General features: G+C 66.5%; 19 protein-coding genes and 1 pseudogene. 17 read left to right on the top strand and 3 right to left on the bottom strand.

Annotated elements, in window-relative coordinates; all coding sequences use genetic code 11:
• The first annotated feature begins 47 nt into the window (after window positions 1–47).
• From lepA to GBA63_RS10995, 16 genes are all read left to right on the top strand, one after another.
• Window positions 48–1,832, top strand: coding sequence for a translation elongation factor 4 (gene lepA, locus GBA63_RS11070; RefSeq protein ID WP_166176065.1), 1,785 nt, complete (start codon window positions 48–50; stop codon window positions 1,830–1,832).
• A gap of 203 nt (window positions 1,833–2,035) precedes the next feature.
• Complete coding sequence (gene hrcA / locus GBA63_RS11065) at window positions 2,036–3,076, top strand: heat-inducible transcriptional repressor HrcA (RefSeq protein ID WP_166176063.1); 1,041 nt, start codon at window positions 2,036–2,038, stop codon at window positions 3,074–3,076.
• A 2-nt stretch (window positions 3,077–3,078) separates the two neighbouring features.
• The gene (gene dnaJ / locus GBA63_RS11060) at window positions 3,079–4,209 is read left to right on the top strand and encodes a molecular chaperone DnaJ (protein ID WP_166176061.1); all 1,131 of its coding nucleotides are present in this window, start codon (window positions 3,079–3,081) and stop codon (window positions 4,207–4,209) included.
• Between the two features lie 23 nt (window positions 4,210–4,232).
• Complete coding sequence (locus tag GBA63_RS11055) at window positions 4,233–4,940, top strand: RsmE family RNA methyltransferase (RefSeq protein WP_166180077.1); 708 nt, start codon at window positions 4,233–4,235, stop codon at window positions 4,938–4,940.
• A complete protein-coding gene (locus GBA63_RS11050) occupies window positions 4,937–5,287 on the top strand; it encodes a histidine triad nucleotide-binding protein (RefSeq protein ID WP_407690816.1) in 351 nt (116 codons plus the stop codon). The genes GBA63_RS11055 and GBA63_RS11050 overlap by 4 nt, the downstream gene beginning before the upstream one ends.
• Window positions 5,284–5,727, top strand: coding sequence for a GatB/YqeY domain-containing protein (locus GBA63_RS11045; RefSeq protein ID WP_166176057.1), 444 nt, complete (start codon window positions 5,284–5,286; stop codon window positions 5,725–5,727). The genes GBA63_RS11050 and GBA63_RS11045 overlap by 4 nt, the downstream gene beginning before the upstream one ends.
• 253 nt (window positions 5,728–5,980) lie before the next feature.
• Window positions 5,981–6,859 (top strand): PhoH family protein, encoded by an 879-nt coding sequence (locus tag GBA63_RS11040; protein WP_228282098.1) that lies wholly within the window; start codon window positions 5,981–5,983, stop codon window positions 6,857–6,859.
• Between the two features lie 20 nt (window positions 6,860–6,879).
• Complete coding sequence (locus GBA63_RS11035) at window positions 6,880–8,520, top strand: HD family phosphohydrolase (protein ID WP_166176053.1); 1,641 nt, start codon at window positions 6,880–6,882, stop codon at window positions 8,518–8,520.
• Window positions 8,521–8,633: 113 nt separating this feature from the next.
• Complete coding sequence (gene ybeY / locus GBA63_RS11030) at window positions 8,634–8,936, top strand: rRNA maturation RNase YbeY (protein ID WP_166176051.1); 303 nt, start codon at window positions 8,634–8,636, stop codon at window positions 8,934–8,936.
• On the top strand, window positions 8,929–9,663 hold the full coding sequence (locus GBA63_RS11025) for a diacylglycerol kinase (RefSeq protein WP_166176049.1): 735 nt from the start codon (window positions 8,929–8,931) through the stop codon (window positions 9,661–9,663). Before ybeY ends, GBA63_RS11025 begins: the two co-directional genes overlap by 8 nt.
• Complete coding sequence (locus GBA63_RS11020) at window positions 9,660–10,064, top strand: cytidine deaminase (protein WP_166176047.1); 405 nt, start codon at window positions 9,660–9,662, stop codon at window positions 10,062–10,064. Before GBA63_RS11025 ends, GBA63_RS11020 begins: the two co-directional genes overlap by 4 nt.
• Window positions 10,061–10,978 carry a GTPase Era gene (era, locus tag GBA63_RS11015; RefSeq protein ID WP_228282097.1) on the top strand — a complete coding sequence of 306 codons (918 nt, stop codon included), beginning with the start codon at window positions 10,061–10,063 and terminating at the stop codon, window positions 10,976–10,978. The genes GBA63_RS11020 and era overlap by 4 nt, the downstream gene beginning before the upstream one ends.
• A gap of 44 nt (window positions 10,979–11,022) precedes the next feature.
• Entirely contained in the window at window positions 11,023–11,724 is a 702-nt protein-coding gene (gene deoC / locus GBA63_RS11010) for a deoxyribose-phosphate aldolase (RefSeq protein WP_166180073.1), read from the top strand.
• Window positions 11,705–12,460, top strand: a complete 756-nt coding sequence (recO, locus tag GBA63_RS11005) for a DNA repair protein RecO (protein ID WP_166176045.1) — start codon at window positions 11,705–11,707, stop codon at window positions 12,458–12,460. The genes deoC and recO overlap by 20 nt, the downstream gene beginning before the upstream one ends.
• 220 nt (window positions 12,461–12,680) lie before the next feature.
• Window positions 12,681–13,430: an HD domain-containing protein gene (locus GBA63_RS11000; protein ID WP_207956716.1), complete on the top strand. Its 750-nt coding sequence runs from the start codon at window positions 12,681–12,683 to the stop codon at window positions 13,428–13,430.
• A gap of 69 nt (window positions 13,431–13,499) precedes the next feature.
• Window positions 13,500–13,994 (top strand): GNAT family N-acetyltransferase, encoded by a 495-nt coding sequence (locus GBA63_RS10995; protein WP_166176043.1) that lies wholly within the window; start codon window positions 13,500–13,502, stop codon window positions 13,992–13,994.
• 384 nt (window positions 13,995–14,378) lie between these two features.
• Here GBA63_RS10995 and GBA63_RS10990 read toward each other — a convergent pair whose 3' ends face one another.
• Both GBA63_RS10990 and GBA63_RS10985 read right to left on the bottom strand, forming a co-directional pair.
• Complete coding sequence (locus GBA63_RS10990; RefSeq protein ID WP_166176041.1) at window positions 14,379–15,092, bottom strand: class I SAM-dependent methyltransferase; 714 nt, start codon at window positions 15,090–15,092, stop codon at window positions 14,379–14,381.
• Window positions 15,089–16,126: an NAD(P)/FAD-dependent oxidoreductase gene (locus tag GBA63_RS10985; RefSeq protein ID WP_207956714.1), complete on the bottom strand. Its 1,038-nt coding sequence runs from the start codon at window positions 16,124–16,126 to the stop codon at window positions 15,089–15,091. Before GBA63_RS10985 ends, GBA63_RS10990 begins: the two co-directional genes overlap by 4 nt.
• Window positions 16,127–16,374: 248 nt before the next feature.
• Here GBA63_RS10985 and GBA63_RS24355 point away from each other — a divergent pair.
• Window positions 16,375–17,318 (top strand): annotated as a pseudogene (locus GBA63_RS24355) (helix-turn-helix domain-containing protein).
• A gap of 193 nt (window positions 17,319–17,511) precedes the next feature.
• Here GBA63_RS24355 and ppc read toward each other — a convergent pair.
• Window positions 17,512–20,331 carry a phosphoenolpyruvate carboxylase gene (gene ppc, locus GBA63_RS10975; RefSeq protein ID WP_166176037.1) on the bottom strand — a complete coding sequence of 940 codons (2,820 nt, stop codon included), beginning with the start codon at window positions 20,329–20,331 and terminating at the stop codon, window positions 17,512–17,514.
• Window positions 20,332–20,381 lie beyond the last annotated feature (50 nt).

The raw sequence follows: 20,381 nt of genomic DNA, 5'->3' as shown, positions 1-20,381 counted from the left end.
CGTGAGAATGTAACACACGCGGAGCAAGGGGGCAATCATGGTAGACTTTGGCGGTGAAAAACATCGAACGCACCCGAAACTTCTGCATAATCGCGCACATCGACCACGGCAAGAGCACCCTCGCCGACAGGATGCTCGACCTAACCGAGGCCGTCGCCGAGCGGGATCGTATGGACCAGATCCTGGACACGATGGAGCTCGAACGCGAACGAGGCATAACCATCAAGGCCCAGGCCGTCCGCCTCCTCCACAAGCGCGAAGACGGCGACTGGATGCTCAACCTCATAGACACCCCTGGTCACGTGGACTTCACCTACGAGGTCTCCCGGGCCATAGCCGCCTGCGAGGGCGCCCTCTTGGTTGTGGACGCGAGCCAGGGCATACAGGCCCAGACGCTGGCGAACCTGTACCTGGCGATGGAGCAGGACCTGGAGATCATCCCGGTCCTCAACAAGATAGACCTGCCCGTCGCCGACGTGCCGGCCGCGACAGAAGAGCTGGTGGAGCTTCTCGGCGTCGACGAGGGCGAGATCCTGAAGATCTCGGCCAAGACAGGCGAGGGCGTCCTGGAAGTCCTCAACACGATCGTCGATAAGGTCCCTCCGCCGGCCACGAGCGGAGAGCAGACCCGGGCCCTCGTCTTCGACTCCTACTACGACCCCTACAGGGGCGTCGTCTCCCTCGCCCGCCTCTTCGACGGCGAGCTGAGCAAGGGCGACACGGTCCAGGCTATGGGCAGCGAGGAGGAGTTCGAACTGCTCGAGGTGGGTTGCTACTCGCCCAAGCCGACGGCCCTGCCGACGCTCAGGCCTGGCGAGGTGGGTTACATAATCGCCGGTTTGAAAGACATAGAGGCCCTCCGAGTCGGCGACACGGTAACGAGGACCAAGGACCCCGCTCAAGAGCCGCTGCCCGGTTACGCCGAGGTCCTGCCGACCGTCTTCTGCGGCCTCTACCCGACGGTGGGGGACGAGTTCGAGCGGCTGCGCGACGCGCTCTCCAAGCTCCAGCTAAACGACGCCTCGCTCTTCTACGAGCCCGAGAACTCCCGCATGGGTTTCGGGTTCAGGTCCGGGTTCCTCGGGCTTCTTCACATGGAGATCGTGCAGGAGAGGCTGGAGCGGGAGTTCGGGCTCGACCTCATAGCCTCCTCCCCGAGCGTGAAGTACGAGGTCGAGACGAACGGCGAGACGATCGAGGTTACGAACCCGAGCGACCTGCCCGAGGACTTCGACGAGATCCGGGAGCCCATGGTCCGCGCCACCATCATCTGCCCGAAGGAGCACGTCGGCGCCGTGATGGGCCTCTGCCACGAGAAGCGCGGTACGTCGGTCGGCATGGAGTACCTCTCCCCCAAAAGGGTCCAGCTCACCTACGACATGCCGCTCGGCGAGGTCATAACGGACTTCTTCGACGCCCTGAAGAGCCGCACGAAGGGCTACGCCTCCTACGACTACGACCGTCTGGGCTACGAGGCCGCGGACCTGGTCAAGGTCGAGGTGCTGGTCTCCGGTGACCCGGTCGAGGCGCTCTCGATCATCGTCCACCGCGACAAGGCCTACCACCGCGGGAGGGCGCTCGTAGAGAAGCTCAAGGAACTCATCCCGCGCCAGAACTTCGAGGTCCCGGTCCAGGCTGCGGTCGGGCGCAGGATCATCGCCCGCGAGACGGTCCGCGCCTACCGCAAGGACGTTACCGCCAAGTGCTACGGCGGTGACATCTCGCGCAAAAAGAAGCTCCTCGAGCAGCAGAAGAAGGGCAAACGCCGCATGAAGCAGGTCGGCAGCGTGGAGATTCCGCAAGAGGCATTCCTCGCCGCGCTGCGTATTTGAAGCGGTCAGCCATCAGCCGTCAGCTTTCAGCCAAAATCCGGAGGCGGCCGTGCGAGACCGATCAGGACAACTTCTCCACGCCATCTTGAAACGCAACGCATGGATACCGAACCCCCGGACTATTTCGCCAACCCAAGAAAAGAGCTGATGGCTGACCGCTCTTCGTGGGATGAGCCCGCGCCCGTGTTAAAATTTCCTCCGTTATGAGGCATCCCGAAATCTCCGACCGGCAGAGGGAAATACTCCTCAAGACCCTGGAGCTCTACATCTCCACGGGCCTACCCGTGGGCAGCCATTCGCTGGCCGATGAGGTCGAAGCCTCCAGCTCCACGATAAGGTCCGAGCTCTCCTACCTCGAGTCCGTGGGACTTCTTACCCACCCTCACACCTCGGCCGGCCGCGTCCCGACCGACGCCGGCTACCGCTATTACGTCGACGCCCTGATGGCCGCCGACCCGTCGGCGGAGCCGGGCGAGGCCGTCTCGTTTCTCACGCGGCGGGGTTTCGGGAACCTGGACGAGTTGCTCAACGGCGTCTCGGAGGACATGAGCGAGGTTACGAGGCTGCTGGCCGTCGTTGCCGGTCCGAGCGCGCTCGGCGACTCGCTCTCGCGGGCGGACTACGTGGCGCTTCCCGGGGGGACGCTTCTACTCGTCGTCTCGATGGGCAGCGGCGCCTCCTCCAGCACGACCGTCGTGCTGCCGAGGCCGGTCGAGGAGGGCGAGCTGCGGGAGATGTTCTCGGCGTTGAACTCCTGGATCGGGGGCCGCCCCGTCGGCGGCGACTTCGAGCTCGCCAAGGCCGCCCGCAAGGCCCTCTCGGACCACAACCCCCTCGTCGTCGAGGCCGTGCTTCAGGCCGTCGAGGGGCTCGGACGGGTCACGGAGCGCGGCGTCTTCGTGCGCGGGGCTTCGACGCTTCTGGCCAGGCTGGACGAGATGGACCCCGCGAGCCTCGCGGCCGTCGTCGAGATCTTCGAGCGCCGGCGCTGGCTGCTCGGCCTGATGGGAGACGCCCTGCGCCGCTCGGTCTCGAGCAGCGGCGTCGTGGTCTCCATCGGGGCAGAGAACGCCGTTTACAACCTCGTGGGCACGAGCCTCGTCGCGGCCGCCTACGGTCAGCACGAGAAACCCTACGGGGTGGTGAGCCTGATCGGGCCCAAGCGAATGGACTACGACTCGGCCATCGCGACGGTCCGCTCCGCCGCTGAGACCCTCACCAACCGCCTGAGCGACGGTTTTTAGAGTTGCCGACGAAGCGCGACTACTACGAGGTGCTGGGCGTGTCCCGGGAGGCGTCTGAGACGGAGGTCAAGAAGGCCTACCGCCGCCTCGCCCGCTCCCACCACCCCGACGCCAACCCGGAAGACCCGGGCGCCGAGGAACGCTTCAAGGAGTTGACCGAGGCCTACGAGGTCCTCTCAAACGCCGAAGCCCGCCGGGCCTACGACACCTACGGCCACCAGGTCCCCCGCGGCGGGAACGGCTACCCCGGCGGGGGAGACCCCTTCGGCGGCGTCCAGGACATCTTCGAGGCCTTTTTCGGCGACAGCTTCGGGGGCGGCTCCTTCTTCGGCGGACAGTCCGCCAGAACCCCGAGCCGTGGCGCTGACGCGGAGGTCGAGGTCGAGGTCTCGCTGCGGGAGGCCGCCTACGGAGCTGACCGTGAGGTCAACGTTCAGATCGTCAAGAACTGCGAGGTCTGCGACGGGGTTGGCGGGACGGAGTCCCACACGTGCGGAACGTGCGGCGGGGCGGGGGCCGTGAGGACGGTGCGCCAGAGCATCCTCGGGCAGATGGTCAGCACGCAGGCGTGTTCGGCGTGTGGGGGCCGGGGCAGGATCATCGACGTCACCTGCGAAAACTGCCGCGGCGGCGGTCGCGTCTCCGACCTGCAGACGCGCCGGCTGCGCATCCCCCAGGGAATCGAAACCGGGATGCGCCTGCGCGTCTCCGGCGGGGGCCACGCGGGTGAGCCCGGGGGCGCTCCGGGAGACCTGTACGTCAGGGTCAACGTCAAGGAAGATCCTGAGCTCGTGCGGGACGGGGAGGATCTGATCCACCGCCTCCAGGTCTCCTTCGTCCACGCCGCCCTGGGCACGGAGGTCGAGGTCCCGACCCTGGACGGCCCCACGACGGTGAGGGTCGAGGCCGGCACGCAGCCGGGGGCGACCCTGAAGCTCAGGGGCGAGGGGATGCCGCGGATAAGGGGCAGGGGGCGCGGGGACCTCAAGGTGCTCGTCGACGTCATGGTCCCCACGCGGCTCACCGCGGAGCAGCGGGATCTTCTGGAGAGGTTCGAGGAGACGAGCGGCGAGGAGACCTACAACGGTGGTGGCGGGTCCTTCTTCGACCGCCTCAGGGGCGTCTTCAGGTAGGGGAGGCAACCACGCCAACGCCCATCACGCGCGTCTTTCTCCCCCTCGCCCCGGCGGTCGGCACCACGCTGGAACTTCCCGAAGGCGAAGCGCGGCACGTCCTCAAAGTGCTGCGGGGACGCGAAGGCGACCTCGTCGAAATCTCCGCCGATGGGCGCCTCTTTCTGGCGGAGCTCGCGGGAGGGCGGAGGGCGGAGGTCGTCGAGGAGTTGGAAGTCGCGGGCGACGAGGTCGAGGTGTACCTGTACCAGGCCGTCCCAAAGGGGGGGAGGATGGACCTCGTCGTGGAGAAGGCGACCGAGGTCGGGGCGACGGGCATCGTGCCGCTGCTCACCGAGCGCGGGGTCGTCAGCCCGCGCGAGGGTAAAGTGAATCGGTGGCGGCGGGTCGCTGAGGCCGCCGCCAGGCAGTCGCTCGGTTCGGGCGTGCCGGAGGTGTCTGAGCCCGTGGCCTTCGAGGCTGCCGTCCGGGAGGCGGGGGAGAGTGGCGTTTTGTTGCACAATGTGCCCGGGATAGGAGACGTCGAAGACGCGGTGGAGCCGGGCGTAAGGCTCTTCGTGGGTCCCGAGGGTGGATGGGCCGGGTCGGAGTTGGAGGCCGCGAAGCGGGCGGGGCTGGCCGTGGCGCGGCTCGGGTCGCGGCGGCTCAGGAGCGAGACGGCGGGAATCGTGGCCGTTTCGCGGGCGCGGGCGGCGTTGGAGAGACGAGTCAGGGTGAGAGGAGGGGTGTGATATTGGTAGATCCGGACTGCATCTTTTGCAAGATAGCCGGCGGGGAGATCGACGCCGAGATGGTCCACGAGGAAGAAGACATCGTGGCTTTCAAAGACATAAACGGCCAGGCGCCGACCCACGTCCTCGTGATCCCGAGGAGCCACGTGCCTAACCTGGAAGCGATGGCCGATTTGCCGGACAGCGTCGCGAAGCGGCTGTTGGAGGTATCGAGCGAGGTCGCGGGCAAGCTCGGGGTAGACCAGAGCGGATACGCCGTCAGGATCAACAACGGCCCCGACGCCGGGCAGGAGGTCTTCCACCTCCACCTGCACGTCCTCGGCGGCAGAAAGCTGGGCATGCCTTGAGCATCGCGGAGAGCATCCAACAGGACACCAAGACCGCCATGAAGCAGCGGGACAAGGCCCGCCTGGGCGCCCTTCGAATGCTGGGCGCCGCGCTCAAGAACGGCCAGATCGAAGCCGGCCGTCCCCTGGAAGAGGCGGAAGAACAGACGATCCTCAGACGCCAGCTAAAACAAAGGGAAGAGTCGGCCGAGGCCTTCCGCAAGGCCGGACGCGAAGAGCAGGCGGCCTCCGAAGCGGCCGAAGCCGAAGTGGTCCGCGCCTACCTTCCCCAGCCCCTCTCCCAAGAAGAGCTAGAGGCCATAGTGGACGAGGCGATCCAGGAGACGGGTGCTAAGGGAATGCGCGACATGGGCAAGGTAATGGGAAAGGCGACGCAGCTATCAGGGGGCCGGGCAGAGGGCCGGGAGCTCTCAGCGCTGGTAAAGCAGAGGTTGCAATGAGGGCTTTCAGCGGTCAGCTTTCAGCCTTCAGCACAACGATGGTCGCCATTCGGAGAAGATCGAGCGGGACGAGAGTCGTTGTCGGGCCGAGTGCGGAGCAACACGTGGAGGGTGGTTAGCTGAATGCTGACCGCTGAAAGCTGATGGCTAAAAAGGAGTCACGACGGACACGAGAACAAGCAGCCAGGTAGAAGCCAAGCTCGTCATCCCGCCCGGGCGGATGCTCGACGTCTTCGGGGAGCGGGATTCCGTTTTGAGGCGGGTCGAGGAGCTCGTGCAGTGCGAGGTCGTCGTGCGGGGGAACGAGATCCTGCTGCGCGGAGGGGAAGTGGCCGTGGAGCGGGCCGAGGCCGTCTTCGACGGGCTCGTGGGGCTCGCGGAGGAGGGGCACAACCCCACGCCCGAGACCGCAGAGAGGCTCTACAAGATGGCCGATGGGGGGGGCGGGCGCGAGGTGCTCGGGGACGTGATCCTGACGCATCGGGGCCGCCGGGTTGCGCCGAAGACCCGTAATCAGAAGGCTTATACCGATGCGATCCGCAACCACCAGGTCGTATTCGGCATCGGTCCTGCGGGGACGGGCAAGACGTATCTGGCCGTCGCGCTCGCGGTCGAGGCTTTGAACAGGGGAGAGGTCTCCAGGATCATACTGACCAGGCCCGCGGTCGAGGCGGGCGAGTCGCTCGGGTTCTTGCCGGGGGACATGATGGCGAAGGTCGACCCGTACTTCCGCCCGCTCTACGACGCGCTCTACGAGATGGTCGACCCGGCCCAGTTCCAGGGCCATCTCGAGAGGGGTATAATCGAGATCGCGCCGCTGGCTTTCATGAGGGGCCGTACTCTGAATGATGCGTTCATAATCCTGGACGAGGCACAGAACACCTCACCCCAGCAGATGAAGATGTTCCTGACGCGGCTCGGGTTCGGCTCGAAGATGGTGGTTACCGGCGACCGGACTCAGGTGGACCTCCCGAAGGGCCGCGTTAGCGGTTTGGACGATGCGAGGAGGGCTTTGACCGGGGTCGAGGGCGTCTCTTTCGTGGGGTTGCAGAGGGACGACATAGTGCGCAGCGACCTCGTGATGCGTATAGTGGACGCTTACGAGGGGGCCGAACAGGGCGACGGGGCGTAGAGGCCGGCGCGGGAGCGAGCATGAAGCTCAAAAAAGGCATACCGAACCCGGCTTTGGGTTCTCGTGTGGACGACCTGCATCGTCCTCCCACGCGCTTCGAACGTCTCCGCGAGTGGATGGAACGGCTCCCGACCCTGCGGCTCTACGCCGGGTTGACGCTCGTCACCTGGCTCTCCCTGACCGCCCTGATCGGGCTCGGCTCCAGCGAGCCTATCGAGCGGAGCGTCCCCGAAGGCATCATAGAGAGCGGCAACTTCGAGCGGATAGAGGGCCTGCTCCAGGACCCCAACCCGTTGACCGTGCTGCTTGGCGTGGCGATGGTGGTGGCGATAGAGCTCGGGATCGCCTGGTACTTCCTGGAGCGGTTCGGACGCCGCATCCTCAAGACCAACACCGCGATCCGGATAGCACTGGCCGCCTCACTCACCATTCTTTTCACGGCGCTTGCCCGGTTCTTCACGGAGTTGAACTTCAACGAGTACCTGACCCCCCTGGCAGGCCTCTCGGTCATAGGCACCCTGCTCCTTGGCCCGCGCCTGATGTTCCTGATGGTGGTCGTTACGTCCATCAACATAGGGGTGATGGGGGGCAACGACTTTCTCCTCACGATCTCGCTGCTCCTCTCGTCCGGCTTCGCCATCTATACGGTCGTGCGGGTCGACTCGCGCCAGCGTTTGCTCAAGGCCGGGCTCGTCATCGCGCTGGTCACGGGCGTCGTTACCTTCGCCGTCGGCCTGATCGGGGGCGCCAATTTCGCCGATGCGGCCTGGCAGGGCGTGCTCGGCCTCGGGAGCGGGCTGCTCTCGCTCATGCTCGCCATGGTGCTGCTGCCGCTGCTCGAAGACGCTTTCAACATATTGACCCCCATGAAGTTGCTCGAGTTCTCTAACACGAGCAACACCCTCATTCACAAGCTCCTGCAAAAAGCTCCCGGCACGTTCACCCACTCCATGGAGGTCGGTACGCTCGCCGAGAACGCGGCCGAGAGGATCGGCGCGAACGCACTTCTGGCCCGCGTGGGCGCCTACTACCACGACATCGGGAAGATGGAGCACCCGGCGTACTTTATCGAGAACCAGATCGGCCAGCTCAACCCCCACGACGCCCTATCGCCGACCTTGTCCGCGAAGGTGATCCGGCGCCACGTCAAGGACGGCCTGGAGATAGGCCGCGCCTGGGGCCTGCCGCAGGAGATCCTGGACATCATTTCCCAGCACCACGGCTCGACCCGCATCGAGTACTTCTACCGCAAGGCCATAGAGATCGACGGCGACAAGGTGAACGAGGCCGACTTCCGGTACTCGGGCGGCCTGCCCAAGAGCAAGGAGGCCGGCATCGTGATGCTCGCCGACTCCGTGCAGGCGACGGTGAAGTCCCTCGCGAAGCCGACCCCCAAACGCATCGAGGATATAGTCACCGACACCATCAACCGCAAGCTCGACGACGGCCAGTTCGACGAGTGCGACCTGACGATGCGCGAGATCCACGAGGTCGGAGAGGCGGTCCTCGAAGCCCTCATCGGCTTTCTCGGACCCCGCATCGAGTACCCCGGGGCAAACGGGGACTCCCGTAACGGCAAGGCCGCAAACGGCAAGCCCACCCCCCGCAAGGGAGTAGAGAAGCCCGACCGGGCAAAAGGCGTCCGGAAGGAGACCACCTGAGCGGCGCGCGACCCACCCCCTTCACCGTCGAGTTGCTCGACGAGGTGGGGTACGGCCGACTCTCCGCCGCACGAGCCACAGAACTCTTCGCGGCGGCCTTCGAGAGCAGGGGATTGAACCTCGAACGCGCGGGCGAGGCTTCCGTGGTCCTCGTAGAACCCGAGACGATCCGGGACCTCAACCACAGGTTCAGGGGCAAGGACAGGGAGACCGACGTGCTCTCTTTCGAGGTAGACGGCCCATACGGGGAGATGGCGGGGGAGGTCGTGATCTGCCCCGATTGCGCCGACATGGATATCGAGGAACTTGTGGTCCACGGTGCCCTGCACCTCGCCGGGATGGACCACGGCGAGGATTTCGACGGGAGCGAGATGGCCCGAACGCAACGGGCCGTGATGGACGAGACTCGTGGTTAAGGAGGCCAGGAAGCCGCTCAAGGGACAGCAGGGCGTTGGCCGCAGCTTCGAGCACGCCTATCGCGGGGTCGTCTCGGCGGTTCGGACCCAGCGCAACATGCGCTTCCACGTGGTCGCGGCGGTGGGCGTCCTGGTCCTCAGCCTGCTGGTCGGCGTGAGCGAGCTGGAGCTCGCCGTGCTCGTTCTCACCATCCTCGTGGTCTTCGTAACGGAGATGTTCAACACCGCCCTGGAGTTCGTCGTGGACCTCGTTACGACCGAGTACCACCCGCTCGCCAAGCTCGCCAAGGACGTCTCCGCGGGGGCGGTCCTCGTCTCCAGCGTCGGTGCGTTGCTGGTGGGATACCTGGTCCTGGCCGACGACCTCGGGCCCCTCTCCCTGGAGACGCTCAACAGCATCCGGCGCTGGCCCGGGCATCTGACCCTCGTCTCTTTAGGCGTCGTGGTCCTGGTGGTGGTGCTCGGCAAGGCGCTGACGCGCTCGCCCAACTCGTTCTACGGGGGGATGCCGTCGGGGCACGCGGCCGTCGCTTTCGCAGGGTGGGTCGCCGCCAGCTTCATAGCCGCCGGGGGGCGGTACGCGGGGCTGGTGTCCCTGATCTCGCTCCTGATGGCCCTCCTCGTCTGCCAGAGCCGCGTCGAGAGCGGCATCCACAGCTTCTACCAGGTGGTGGCGGGCGCGGCCATCGGCGCCCTCCTTACCGTGTCCATCTTCCAATTCTTATGACGGAGAGGAGCCCCAGCGTGGACTCTTTGATGCGCGCGGCCCGCGAGGCCGCCGAACGGGCCTACGCGCCCTACAGCCGCTTCCTGGTGGGCGCCGCGATCCTGACGGAGGGCGGCGCCGTGCACGCGGGCTGCAACGTCGAGAACGCCTCCTACGGCCTCTCCATCTGCGCCGAGCGAAACGCGGCCACCACCATGGTCTCGGCCGATGGTGAGGACAGGCGCATAAAGTCCGTCGCGGTATTCAGCCCCAACGTCGCCCCCTGCTTCCCCTGCGGCGCGTGCCGCCAGTTCCTGCGAGAGTTCGGCTGCGAGGAAGTAGTGGTGGAGAATGCCTCCGGCCTCCGGCGTTACCCGTTCGAGGAGATCCTGCCCAACTCCTTCGGTCCGGAACACCTGTGAAGGGCGTGGACGGGGCCTCCCGGAACGGCCTCAAGAGCGGTTTCATAGCGGTCGTTGGCAGGCCGAACGTGGGGAAGAGCACGCTGGTAAACCGGCTGGTCGGGGAGAAGGTCTCGATCACCTCCCCCCGTCCGCAGACCACCCGCAGCCCGATCCGGGGCGTCCGCAACGGCAAGAACTACCAGGCGATCTTCGTCGACACCCCGGGCTCGCAGAAGCCCAGAGACACCCTGCGCGCCCGCATGCAGGATCAGGTGATAGACAGCCTCTCCGAATCCGATATCGTCCTCTTCCTGGTGGACGCGCCCCAGGCGGCCGAAGGCCTCGGCACCGGCGACCGCTACGTGGCCCGCCTCGTCGCCGACAGCGGGACGCCCGCGATGGTCTGCCTCAACAAGATCGACCTCCTCGAAAAACCGACCCGGGCCCTGCCCATCGTCCAGGCCCTCTCAGAGCTCGGCGACTGGCGGGAGATCTTCCAGATCAGCGCCTCGGAGGGAACGAACGTGGACGCCCTGATGGAGTCCGTCGTCGGGCTCCTGCCGCCGGGACCCCGGTACTTTCCCGAGGGGATGGTGACCGACTACCCGGAGTCCCTGATCCTGGCCGAGTACATAAGGGAGAAGGCCCTAAACGCGCTTCGGGAGGAGGTCCCGCACGCGGTTATGGTCGAGGTGGACGAGGTAGAGCGCAAGGAGAACGTCACGGTCGTCTACGCCATCATCCACGTCGAGCGGGGCACCCAGCGCATGATCGTGCTCGGCAAGGGCGGTAAGACCATCAAGAAGATCGGCACCGAGGCCCGCCGCGACGTCGAGCGCCTCCTGGGAACCAAGATTTACCTCGATCTGAAGGTAAAGGTCACGCCGGGCTGGCGCAGCGACAAGAAGTTCCTCGAGCGGTTGGGTTTATAATTAGCCCCGGCCGTGGCGTCTAACTGGGAGAAGCGAGATTGGCGATGAGGGTGCGGGAGTTCGCGAAGACGGTGGACCACACCCTCTTGAAGCCGGACGCCACGGAAGATCAGATAACAACCCTCTGCAAGGAGGCCGCGAACTACCACTTCGCCGCGGTGTGCGTACCCCCTTGCTACGTCAGGACCGCCGCGAAGGAGTTGCGGGGGACCGACGTGAAGGTCGCCACGGTCGTCTCCTTTCCGTTCGGCAACGACGCGACGGCGGTCAAGATCTCGGCGGTCAGGGAGGCCATCACCCGCGGCGCATCGGAGATAGACGTGGTAATGAACATCTCCAAGTTTCTCTCCGGCGAGTTCGACTACGTGGCCGACGAGCTAGCCAGCCTCACCCAGGAGGTGAGCGTCGTCGCTATGAACAACGGCCTGAACGACGCGGTGATGAAGGTGATCATCGAGACCGCGTACCTGACGAACAAGATGAAGCGGCTCGCCACCCAGATAGTGGCCTCCAGCGGCGCGGATTTCGTGAAGACCTCGACGGGCTTCGGCCCAGGCGGCGCCACCCCGGAGGACGTCGCCCTTCTCCGGGAAGAGGCGCCGGAGGGCCTGGCGGTCAAGGCGTCTGGCGGTATCAAGACTCTGGAGGACGCCCTGGATATTCTCAACGCCGGCGCGTCGCGTCTGGGCATGAGTTCGAGCGTTGCGGTGATGGAGGAGGCCGAGGGTGGCGGTCTACAAGAGTAAGGGGATCGTGCTCCGGTCCATCCGCTACGGCGAAGCCGACCGCATCCTCGACCTCTACACCCGCGATGCCGGCCTCGTCTCGGCCATCGCCAAGGGCATCCGGCGCACGAAATCTCGCTTCGGCGCCCGCCTGGAGCCCCTCTCTTGCGTGGATTTCGTCGCCTACGGCGGCAGGACCCTGGACACGATCACCCAGGCCGAGACGCTGAGGAGTTTCCACGGCATCCGGGAGAACCTCGCCCGCTTCGAGGCCGCGGCCGGCATGGTAGGCAGCGTGCGCGCCCTCTCGGGCGGGGACGAGGCCGATCGCCGCGTCTTCAACCTCCTCTACAACGGCCTCGACGCCCTCGAATCGCGCGATTCCGGCTTCGAGGCGGTGGAGGCCGCCCTCGGCCTCAAGCTCTCCGTCCTCGCCGGCTACGCCCCGCAACTCGACCGTTGCCTGAACTGCGAGGTGGCCCTCGACGAGGCGTCGGAACCCCTCCACTTCGCCCCCGAACACGGCGGCGTGCTCTGCGCCGAATGCCGTTCGTCAACGGCCGACGCCTTCCCGATGGCGCCCGGCACCCTGGACAGGCTCCGGGAGACGATAGAACGCCCCGTCCGCGACGCCCCGACGGGCGAGGACCTCAAACAGAGCGTGCTGCGCGTGGTCCGCGCCCACGTCCTGGCACACGCCCCAGGCAACACCCTCGCCGGGGCGAAGCTCGCCTATCGCTCCCGACGCCCCGCGTGACGCCGCCGCACGAACCGGAGCTTAGACGCTGGGATTGGGCCTGCGAGCAGAGCGCGGGGCGTCTCCGGTACGAACCCCCCGATGGGGTGCGCAACGAGTTCCAGCGGGACAGGGATCGCATAATCCACGCCAAGGCGTTCCGCCGTCTCATGCACAAGACGCAGGTCTTCATAGCCCCGATGGCGACCACTTCCGGACCCGCCTCACGCACACGCTGGAGATGATGCAGGTCTCTCGCACCATCGCCCGCGCGCTCGGCCTCAACGAGGACCTCACCGAGGCGATCTCCCTCGGCCACGACCTCGGCCACACCCCCTTCGGACACACGGGCGAGTCAGCCCTCTCCCACGCCCTCTCCAAACACGGCCGCACCTTCCGCCACAACGAACACTCCCTCCGCGTCGTCGACCACCTCGAAAAGGCCGGCAAGGGTCTGAACCTTACGTTGGAGGTGAGAGACGGGATACTTAACCATACCGGAAAGGGTCATCCGTCGAGCCGGGAGGGGGAGATCGTGCGGGTTGCGGACCGCATCGCCTACGTCAACCACGACGTGGACGACGCCCTACGGGCCGGGATCATCGCCCCGGAAGACCTTCCGCCTGGCCCGATCTCCGCCCTCGGCGAGCAGATGAGCGTCAGGATCGATACCCTCGTACGGGACATGATCTCTACCTCTAAAGTTAAAGGTGAGATTGCTTTGTCGGAGGACGGGTACGCGGCGCTGATGGGTTTGCGGAGTTGGCTCTTCGAGAACGTCTACCGCGACGGGCGCTCGCGCGAAAACCAGAAGGCCTCCGGCGTCGTCGCGGCGCTCTTCGAGTATTACCTGCGGCATCCGGAAGAGCGGGCGGGCAGCGATCGGGATCCTCTCGTGGAGACCGTGGACTTTGTGGCCGGTATGACCGACCGATACGCCCTCGCGACCTACAGGCGACTCTTCATGCCGCGGGGCGAAATCTTCGCGTAAAAGCTGGTCCGGAGGCGTATCGCGGTGGATCTTCGGGCCGATCGGTTCGGTTTCTGTTAGTGTCGGGAGATGGATTCTGTCCAGCCGCGAATCCGACCGTTCGACGATCGAGACGCCGAAGCGGTGGTAGATCTCTCGCTGCGGGCGTGGGCTCCGGTCTTCGCATCTCTCGAGCGAGTGTTGGGTTCCGAGATCTTCAGGCGGCTGCATCCGGACTGGCGGGAAGATCAGCGCCGGGCGGTCAAAGACGTCTGCGCTTCGCAAAAGGGCCGGGTGTGGGTCGCCGAGGTAGGTGCGAGCGTCGTCGGTTTCGTGTCGGTTGGGGTTTACGATCCCGAGAGGAGTATGGGCGAGATCTCCATGCTGGCCGTCGACCCCGACCATCATGGCGGCGGCATCGGGACCGCCCTGACCGGGTTCGCGCTCGACAGGCTGAAAGAGGTCGGGATGAAGGTGGCTATGGTCGAGACGGGGGGCGACCCCGGGCACGCCGCGGCGCGCCGCACGTACGAGAAGGCCGGTTACGTCCTCCTTCCAATAGCCAGGTACTTCAAGAACCTGTAGCGGAGCGCGACAGGGACGACGCTTCGAGAAGCCGGTTGCGGCATCGCGGCGGTCGAGAGGCGACCGGGCCACGCCCAGGGAGATCAGAGATCGGTTTCGAGTCCCATCTCTCCCACTCTTGCCACCGTTGCTCAACTTAGGTTGGGGGATGGTGGGCAGAGCCGGGTTGAGCACAAGGTTATCTAACCCGACCACAAACAAGCTCGAACACGGCACGGCAAGGGTCCATCACCTCCTGCGATGCACGGTCTCGGGTTCCATCTCCGACCTCCCTGTAAGCTATTTCTGCCGCTCGCTACGGTGCAAACGCCAGTTCACGAGGGGGGCCCGGCCGAAACGACCCCGCGCTTCCTGCCCGACGCCACAGAGCATCGTGGAGTCCTCTCAGGCGGCGCCGACCCAACGGAACCCCACCGGTCGTATCCCGCCTCCCCCTATGAGCATTCTTTCCAGCGGCTCGAGTTCCGGGCCGAGTCCGTCGCGGAAGAGGAACGGACCGGATGCGAACTCCCGCCTTTCGAAGCTCGCCTCCAGCGCGGAGAGGACCGTCCGGCCTTCGTCGATGTGTTCCCAGTGGCTGCTGATCCTCGAGCGCCAGCCCTCGAACGAGTCTCCCTCGTACACCGCCCATGCGCCGGGTTTGACGGGTTTATAACCGCCGTGTAGCAGGGCGAGCCGCTGGTAGAAGGCGTACGCGGCCGTCGCCCCATCTTCGAGTTCTTCCTTTCCGAACTCGTCGACGATGAATACCGCGCCGGGCGCCAACAGCGAACGCACCTTACCCAATGCCGCCCCCAAATCATGGAGGTGGTGCAGAGAGAGCACCGCCACCGCCGCGTCGAAGGGCCCGTGCTCCGACGGGTCGAGATCCTCGACGGCGCCCCGGATAAAGGGCCCGCCTCCCGGTGCGGCCGGGTCCACGGCCGTCATCCGCCAGCCTTCCTCGGCCAGCGCCAGGGCCAGCCTCCCGTCCCCGCAGCCGACCTCCAGCACCCGGGCCGGCGGGGCGGGCAACCGCGAGCGGACGAAGGCGCCGACCCCGCCGTCGGCCTCGCCGAGGGGAAAGTCGTATGGACCCCCGTTGGTACGGGCGTTCATCCGGCGGCCCTCCCGAGGTCGCCCTTTGCGGAGGGCGCCGCCGCGACCTCGTCCTTCGCGTCCTGTATTGCCAGCGCGTGGTTGAGAACGTAGGCCGCGGCGGCGCCCGAGGCGGAGGCGAGGACGACCGACTGCCCCGGGGCCCTGACGGCATCTCCCGCCGCGTACACTCCGGCGACGGTCGTCTCGCGCGTCATGGGGTCGGCCTTCACGAACTCCACCGTGGGCACCGGGGCGGCGAGCTCGCAGCCTATAGAGCCGGCGAGACCGGAGCGCTGGCGCTGGGGCGGAACGTGGAACACGCCCTCGCGCTCCAGCGCGGCCCCACCCTCGAAGACCACCCGTTCGAGGCCGCCTCCCGGCCGCGCCGGGTCCCCTTCGAGGCGCGAGATCCGCTCCTCGTAGACCGGGACCGAGAGCGCATCGAGCCTCCGGCGGTCGGCTCCGGACAGTCCCCCCTCGCCGTCGGTCAGCAGCGCGAGGTCCCGGCTCCAGTTGCGGATCAGGGCGACCCGATCGAAGGCTGTCCCGGGACTCGCGAGCACGGCGAGCGGCCTCCCTCGCATTTCCCAACCGTGGCAGTAGGGGCAGTGGTAGACGCCCTTCCCCCAAAGCTCCCGAAACCCCGGCCTCTCGGGCAGCTCGTCGAAGACTCCGGTGGCGAGCACCAGCTTGCGCGCGGAGACCACTTCTCCATCTTCCAGGGTTACCTCGAAGGCCCCGTCGGCGCCGGACGCTTGCGTGGCCCGCCCGGTCCTGTACTCCACGTTGGGGTACCGTCCGAGCTGCTCGCGGCCTATCTTGAGCATCTCGCCGGGTTGCACGCCGTCCCTCGTGAAGAACCCGTGCGAGGCCTCCGCCGGGGCGTTGCGGGGCTCGCCGCCGTCCAGGACGAGCACCTTTCTTCCGGACCGTCCGAGGACGAGCGCCGCTGATAGTCCGGCGGCGCCGGCGCCCACGACGACCACGTCGTAGCGGGGCCGGCCATCCCCGTCCAAAGTTTTCGCCCCAAACCTCTCTGCCGACTGTGTCACTCTTGTCTCCTCGCCTCTCTGTTCACCACGTCCCGATGGTCTCCCTCGATCGTGCTCGCCTTCGTGCTTGCCGGATGTGCAGGACCATCTTTCGTTGTAGAACCAGTATCGGAGGTAGGTTTGAAGCGTCAAAGGGCACATCTTCGGACTTTGTAGGACGATTTTCGGTTTATCATGGCCGAACGGTCGCCGGCGTCGCGCGGCATGGCTAAAGGGAAGGCGGTTAACGAGTCTTGGGCACGACGAGGATGCTGGGCAGGGGCGGGGACGGTCCGCCGGTCTACACCTACGAGGCGGTGCCCGGTGTGCCCCCCGTGAGCGTCGCGAGGCTGGGTCGGGGGTCGCCGGAAGGATCGGAGTCCGGGGCACCGAACGGGAGGCCGCGAGACGCTCGCGCCCAAGGGCGCTCCCACTCCCACGACTTCCTCCTGCTCTTCTACTTCGAGCGGGGCGGCGGCTCGCTGCGCCTGGGGGGACGGGAGTGGCCCGTGGAGGCCGGGGACGCGTACGTGATCGCCCCCGGCGAGGTGCTGGGGATCGGCGGAGACAACGACGGCCTGGTAGGGGCGCGGGGCTGGAGGGTCTTCTTCCCGCCCGAGGTCCTCGGGGATCGTGCGCCCGGCTCCTTCCTCTCCTGGCGCGCCCACCCCTTGCTGTACCCGTTCGTGGGGAGCGCGGCCGGGGGGCCCAGCGCCTGAGGGTGCCGCCCGAGGATCGGGCCTCGTGGTCCGAACGCTTCTCGGCCTTGGACCTGGAGTTGGGCCGGAGGCGCGACGGCTACCGGGAAGCGGCGCTGGCGCACCTGACGCTCCTGCTCGTCGAGCTCTCGAGGCTGGCGGCGGACGTGGTGGGGGATCTCAGGCTCAAGGACGAGTCGTTACTCGCCGGGGTCTTCGGCTTTGTCGAGGAGCGCTACGCCGAGCCGATCTCGCTCAAGGACGTGGCCAGGGCGGTGGGACTCTCGGCCGGGCACCTCGCCACGGTGGTTCGGCGCAAGACGGGGCGGACGGTCCTGGAGTGGATCACCGAACGCCGCATGGCCGAGGCGCGGCGCCTCCTGGTCGAGACCGATCTCCCCGCGGAGGAGGTCGGCCGCAGGGTAGGTTACGGGGACGCGGGCTACCTCGCGAGGGTGTTCCGTCGCGCCCACGGCGCCAGCCCGCTCGGATGGCGTCGCGCGGGCCGCCCGTAACGGTCCGGAAGCCTCCAGAAACGCTTATCGGCCCGATATTGGGTTTCAACGCTCCGGACCCTCTTCGGATCATGTCATAGAGCCCATGAAGGGGACCCTCGGTCGCCTCCACCCGTTCAGGGAGGGACACAGTGAACTTGGAACTGCGGAAGCGGGCAGGCGGCACGAAACCTGAGACACAGCGGGTGGCACTCTAGCCCGTGTTAAGCAGCCCGGAGGAGATCCCGGAGACCGTGAGAAGCAAGGTCTTGAGGACACTTTCGCGCCCGGGTGAGTCTTCGGGTAGGTCCCGGAGCCGGCGCAGGAGGCTGACCTGGACGTACGAGAGCGGGTCCACGTAGGGGTTCCGGAGCCGGATGGAACGCTGCAGCACGGGGCTGTCGTCCAGCAGGTTCTCGTTGTCCGTGATCAGGAGCAGGGCCCCGACGCAGGCTCCGTGCTCTTCGGAGATCTTCGACCACAACTCGTCCCGGACTTTGCCGTCCGAAACGAGCGAGGTGTACGTCTTCGCTATCCGCAAATCACTCTTGGCGAGCGTCATCTGCATGAAATCGACAAGTGTCCGGAAAAAAGGCCAGCTTCTGTACATCTCTCTCGTGTTCCGCAATTTCTCTTCCGATTCCGTGCAAAAACGCAGGGCGGTACCGGAGCCGTACCACGAAGGCAGCAGGAAGCGGTTCTGGGTCCAGGCGAAGACCCAGGGGATGGCCCGCAGGCTCTCCACCTCTGCGTTCTGGACCCGTTTGGCCGGGCGACTGCCCATGTTCAGGGACGAGAGCTCCCCGATGGGAGAGGCCTGGGAGAAGAAGGGGAGAAAACGTTCGTCTTCGTAGACGAGGCGGCGGTAGGCCTTCCTGGCGGTGGCGGAGAGTTCTTCCATGGCTTCGACCCAGTGGGGTTCCGGCTCGGGGGGAGAGTGGTCCGCGGTGGCCTCCAGGACTGCGGCCAGGATCGTGTCGAGGTTGCGGCGGGCGAGGCCGCGCATGCTGTACTTGAAGGAGATGACCTCCCCCTGCTCCGTGATCCTGATGCTGCCGTCGAGCGTTCCGGGCGGCTGGGCCATTATCGCCTGGTAGCTCGGGCCGCCGCCCCTGCTCGCGCTGCCGCCGCGGCCGTGGAAGACCCTGAGCCTGACGCCGTGCTCGCCGGCCACCGAGACGAGGTGGCCCTGCGCCTTGTACAGGGTCCAGTTGCTCGCGACGTAGCCCGCGTCCTTCCCGGAGTCGCTGTAGCCGAGCATGATCTCCTGCAGGTCGCCACCGTGCGAGAGGGAGGAACGGTAGAAGGGATCGTCGAGCAGATTCCTCAGCGCGTCCGGCGCCCGCTTCAGGTCGTCCACCGTCTCGAAGAGCGGGGATACCCTCAGGTGGTTGGACGTGCATCTGCCCTCTTCGTCCACTTCCAGAAGGCCGGCCCGCCGGGCCAGCAACTGAACGCAGAGAACGTCGCTCGCGTGGTGGGCCATGCTCAACACGAACGTCTCGACCGGCGTCTCCGAGAATTCGTCCCGCGCCGCGCGAATCCGCTCGAACGTGTCGAGCACCTTCCGGGACTCTTCAGATAGGTCGTCGGGCGTTTCATCTGGCAGGTCCGGGCCGGAGAGCAGTCTGCGCAAGCATTCGGCGCGTTCGGGCTCGTCCATCTCGAGGAGGTCTTCGCCCGTGGCCTGGGCGACCACGGCAGCGGTCGCCTGCACCACCGTCGAGCTCTCCTGGCGGACATCGAGCTTGGCGAGGTGAAAACCGAAGACCTGGGCCTGCCGGATCAGGTCGCGCAGCCCCCCGGCGGCCGTCCGCCTGCCGCCGTGCGCGACCAGGCTATCCCTGATGAGAAAGAGGTCGTCCAGGAACCCCGAGACCCCGTCGTAGGCGGCCGCGGACTCGGGCTCTTCGAGGGTGGCCCGCAGGCGTTCGGCGATCAGGAGCAACATCTTGCGGTACAGCTCGTTCGGGTCGATAGGCTTGTATCGTTCGGCCACCTGTGGCATCAGCCGCTCGTACTGCTCGATGGCCGCACCCAGCTCGCCGGAGACGCCCGTCAGCCTCTCCGACTGGCTCATGTGGTCCACCAGTTCCGAGACGGTGCTCATGTGGCGCTTGAGGATCAGGGCCCTGTGCAGGCCGAGAGCCGTGTTTATCATGCGCGGTTCGACGAACGGGTTCCCGTCCTGGTCCCCGCCGACCCAGGACCCGAACTCCAGCACGCGCCCGAGGCGCGGCGTCCCGTCAGGGAACTGAATCGCGAGCTCGTCCTCGAACTCCCTGTAGGCTTCGAGGGTCGCGGAGATCAGGGGATGCTCGAAGAAGAGCAGGGTCCTCTCTATCTCCTGGACCACCGCTGGACGCCTGACCCTGAGCTCGTCCGTCTGCCAGAGGACCGTGATCTCCTCCGCGAGGCCTTCCTCCAGGCGCCTGCGTTCCCTCCACGTGAGCGACGGCGATTCCAGGCTCGCCAGCATCTCCCCGATGCGCTCGTGCTTGCGCCTGACGCTCCTGCGCGTAGCCTCCGTCGGGTGGGCAGTGAGCACGAGCCCCACGTTCAGCCCGTCCAGCACCTCCTGCAAACTCCCGGCATCCAGCCCCTCGTCCTTGAGCCGGGAGAGGGCGCTCGCCACCGAGGCCCGCTGGGGCGGGTTCTCCGGCGACGACTCGTACTGTCGGCGCCGGCGCACCCGGTGGTAGCGTTCCGCGATGTTGACGAGCTGGAAGTAGACCGAGAAGGCGCGCACTATCCTCTCCAGATCCTCCTGCCCGAGGCCGTCTATCAGGGCGCGCAGCCTCTCGTCGAGCGCGGGGTCGTAGTCGAAGCGTAGGCGCTTGCAGAGCAGCCGGATCTCCTCTTCCGCTTCGAAGAGCCGGCGGCCCTCCTGCTCGATCAAGACCTGCCCGAGCACCCGCCCCAGCAGGTTGATGTCCCGCCTCAAGGGCTCGTCTTTGGGCTCGAACTCGACACCCGGCGGGAGGTCCGCGTACCCCGCCCTCGGCGCCTCGGATGATGTCTGCCGGACAGCCACGTTCCGTAGAGTAACATTACGCCCGATGGGGACCGCACGAGAGGGCAAAT

The organism is Rubrobacter tropicus, from assembly GCF_011492945.1.
Taxonomy (GTDB): domain Bacteria; phylum Actinomycetota; class Rubrobacteria; order Rubrobacterales; family Rubrobacteraceae; genus Rubrobacter_D; species Rubrobacter_D tropicus.
Note: the sequence above shows the minus strand (reverse complement) of the source record. Positions and strands in the feature narration are given on the sequence as shown.

Excerpts from the sequence above, each read along its gene's own strand:
- hrcA (WP_166176063.1), top strand. The coding sequence starts at position 2,036 with ATGAGGCATCCCGAAATCTCCGACCGGCAGAGGGAAATACTCCTCAAG.
- GBA63_RS11000 (WP_207956716.1), top strand. The coding sequence starts at position 12,681 with ATGATGCAGGTCTCTCGCACCATCGCCCGCGCGCTCGGCCTCAACGAG.
- GBA63_RS10990 (WP_166176041.1), bottom strand. The coding sequence starts at position 15,092 with ATGAACGCCCGTACCAACGGGGGTCCATACGACTTTCCCCTCGGCGAG.
- GBA63_RS11035 (WP_166176053.1), top strand. The coding sequence starts at position 6,880 with ATGAAGCTCAAAAAAGGCATACCGAACCCGGCTTTGGGTTCTCGTGTG.
- deoC (WP_166180073.1), top strand. The coding sequence starts at position 11,023 with ATGAGGGTGCGGGAGTTCGCGAAGACGGTGGACCACACCCTCTTGAAG.
- GBA63_RS11020 (WP_166176047.1), top strand. The coding sequence starts at position 9,660 with ATGACGGAGAGGAGCCCCAGCGTGGACTCTTTGATGCGCGCGGCCCGC.
- GBA63_RS10995 (WP_166176043.1), top strand. The coding sequence starts at position 13,500 with ATGGATTCTGTCCAGCCGCGAATCCGACCGTTCGACGATCGAGACGCC.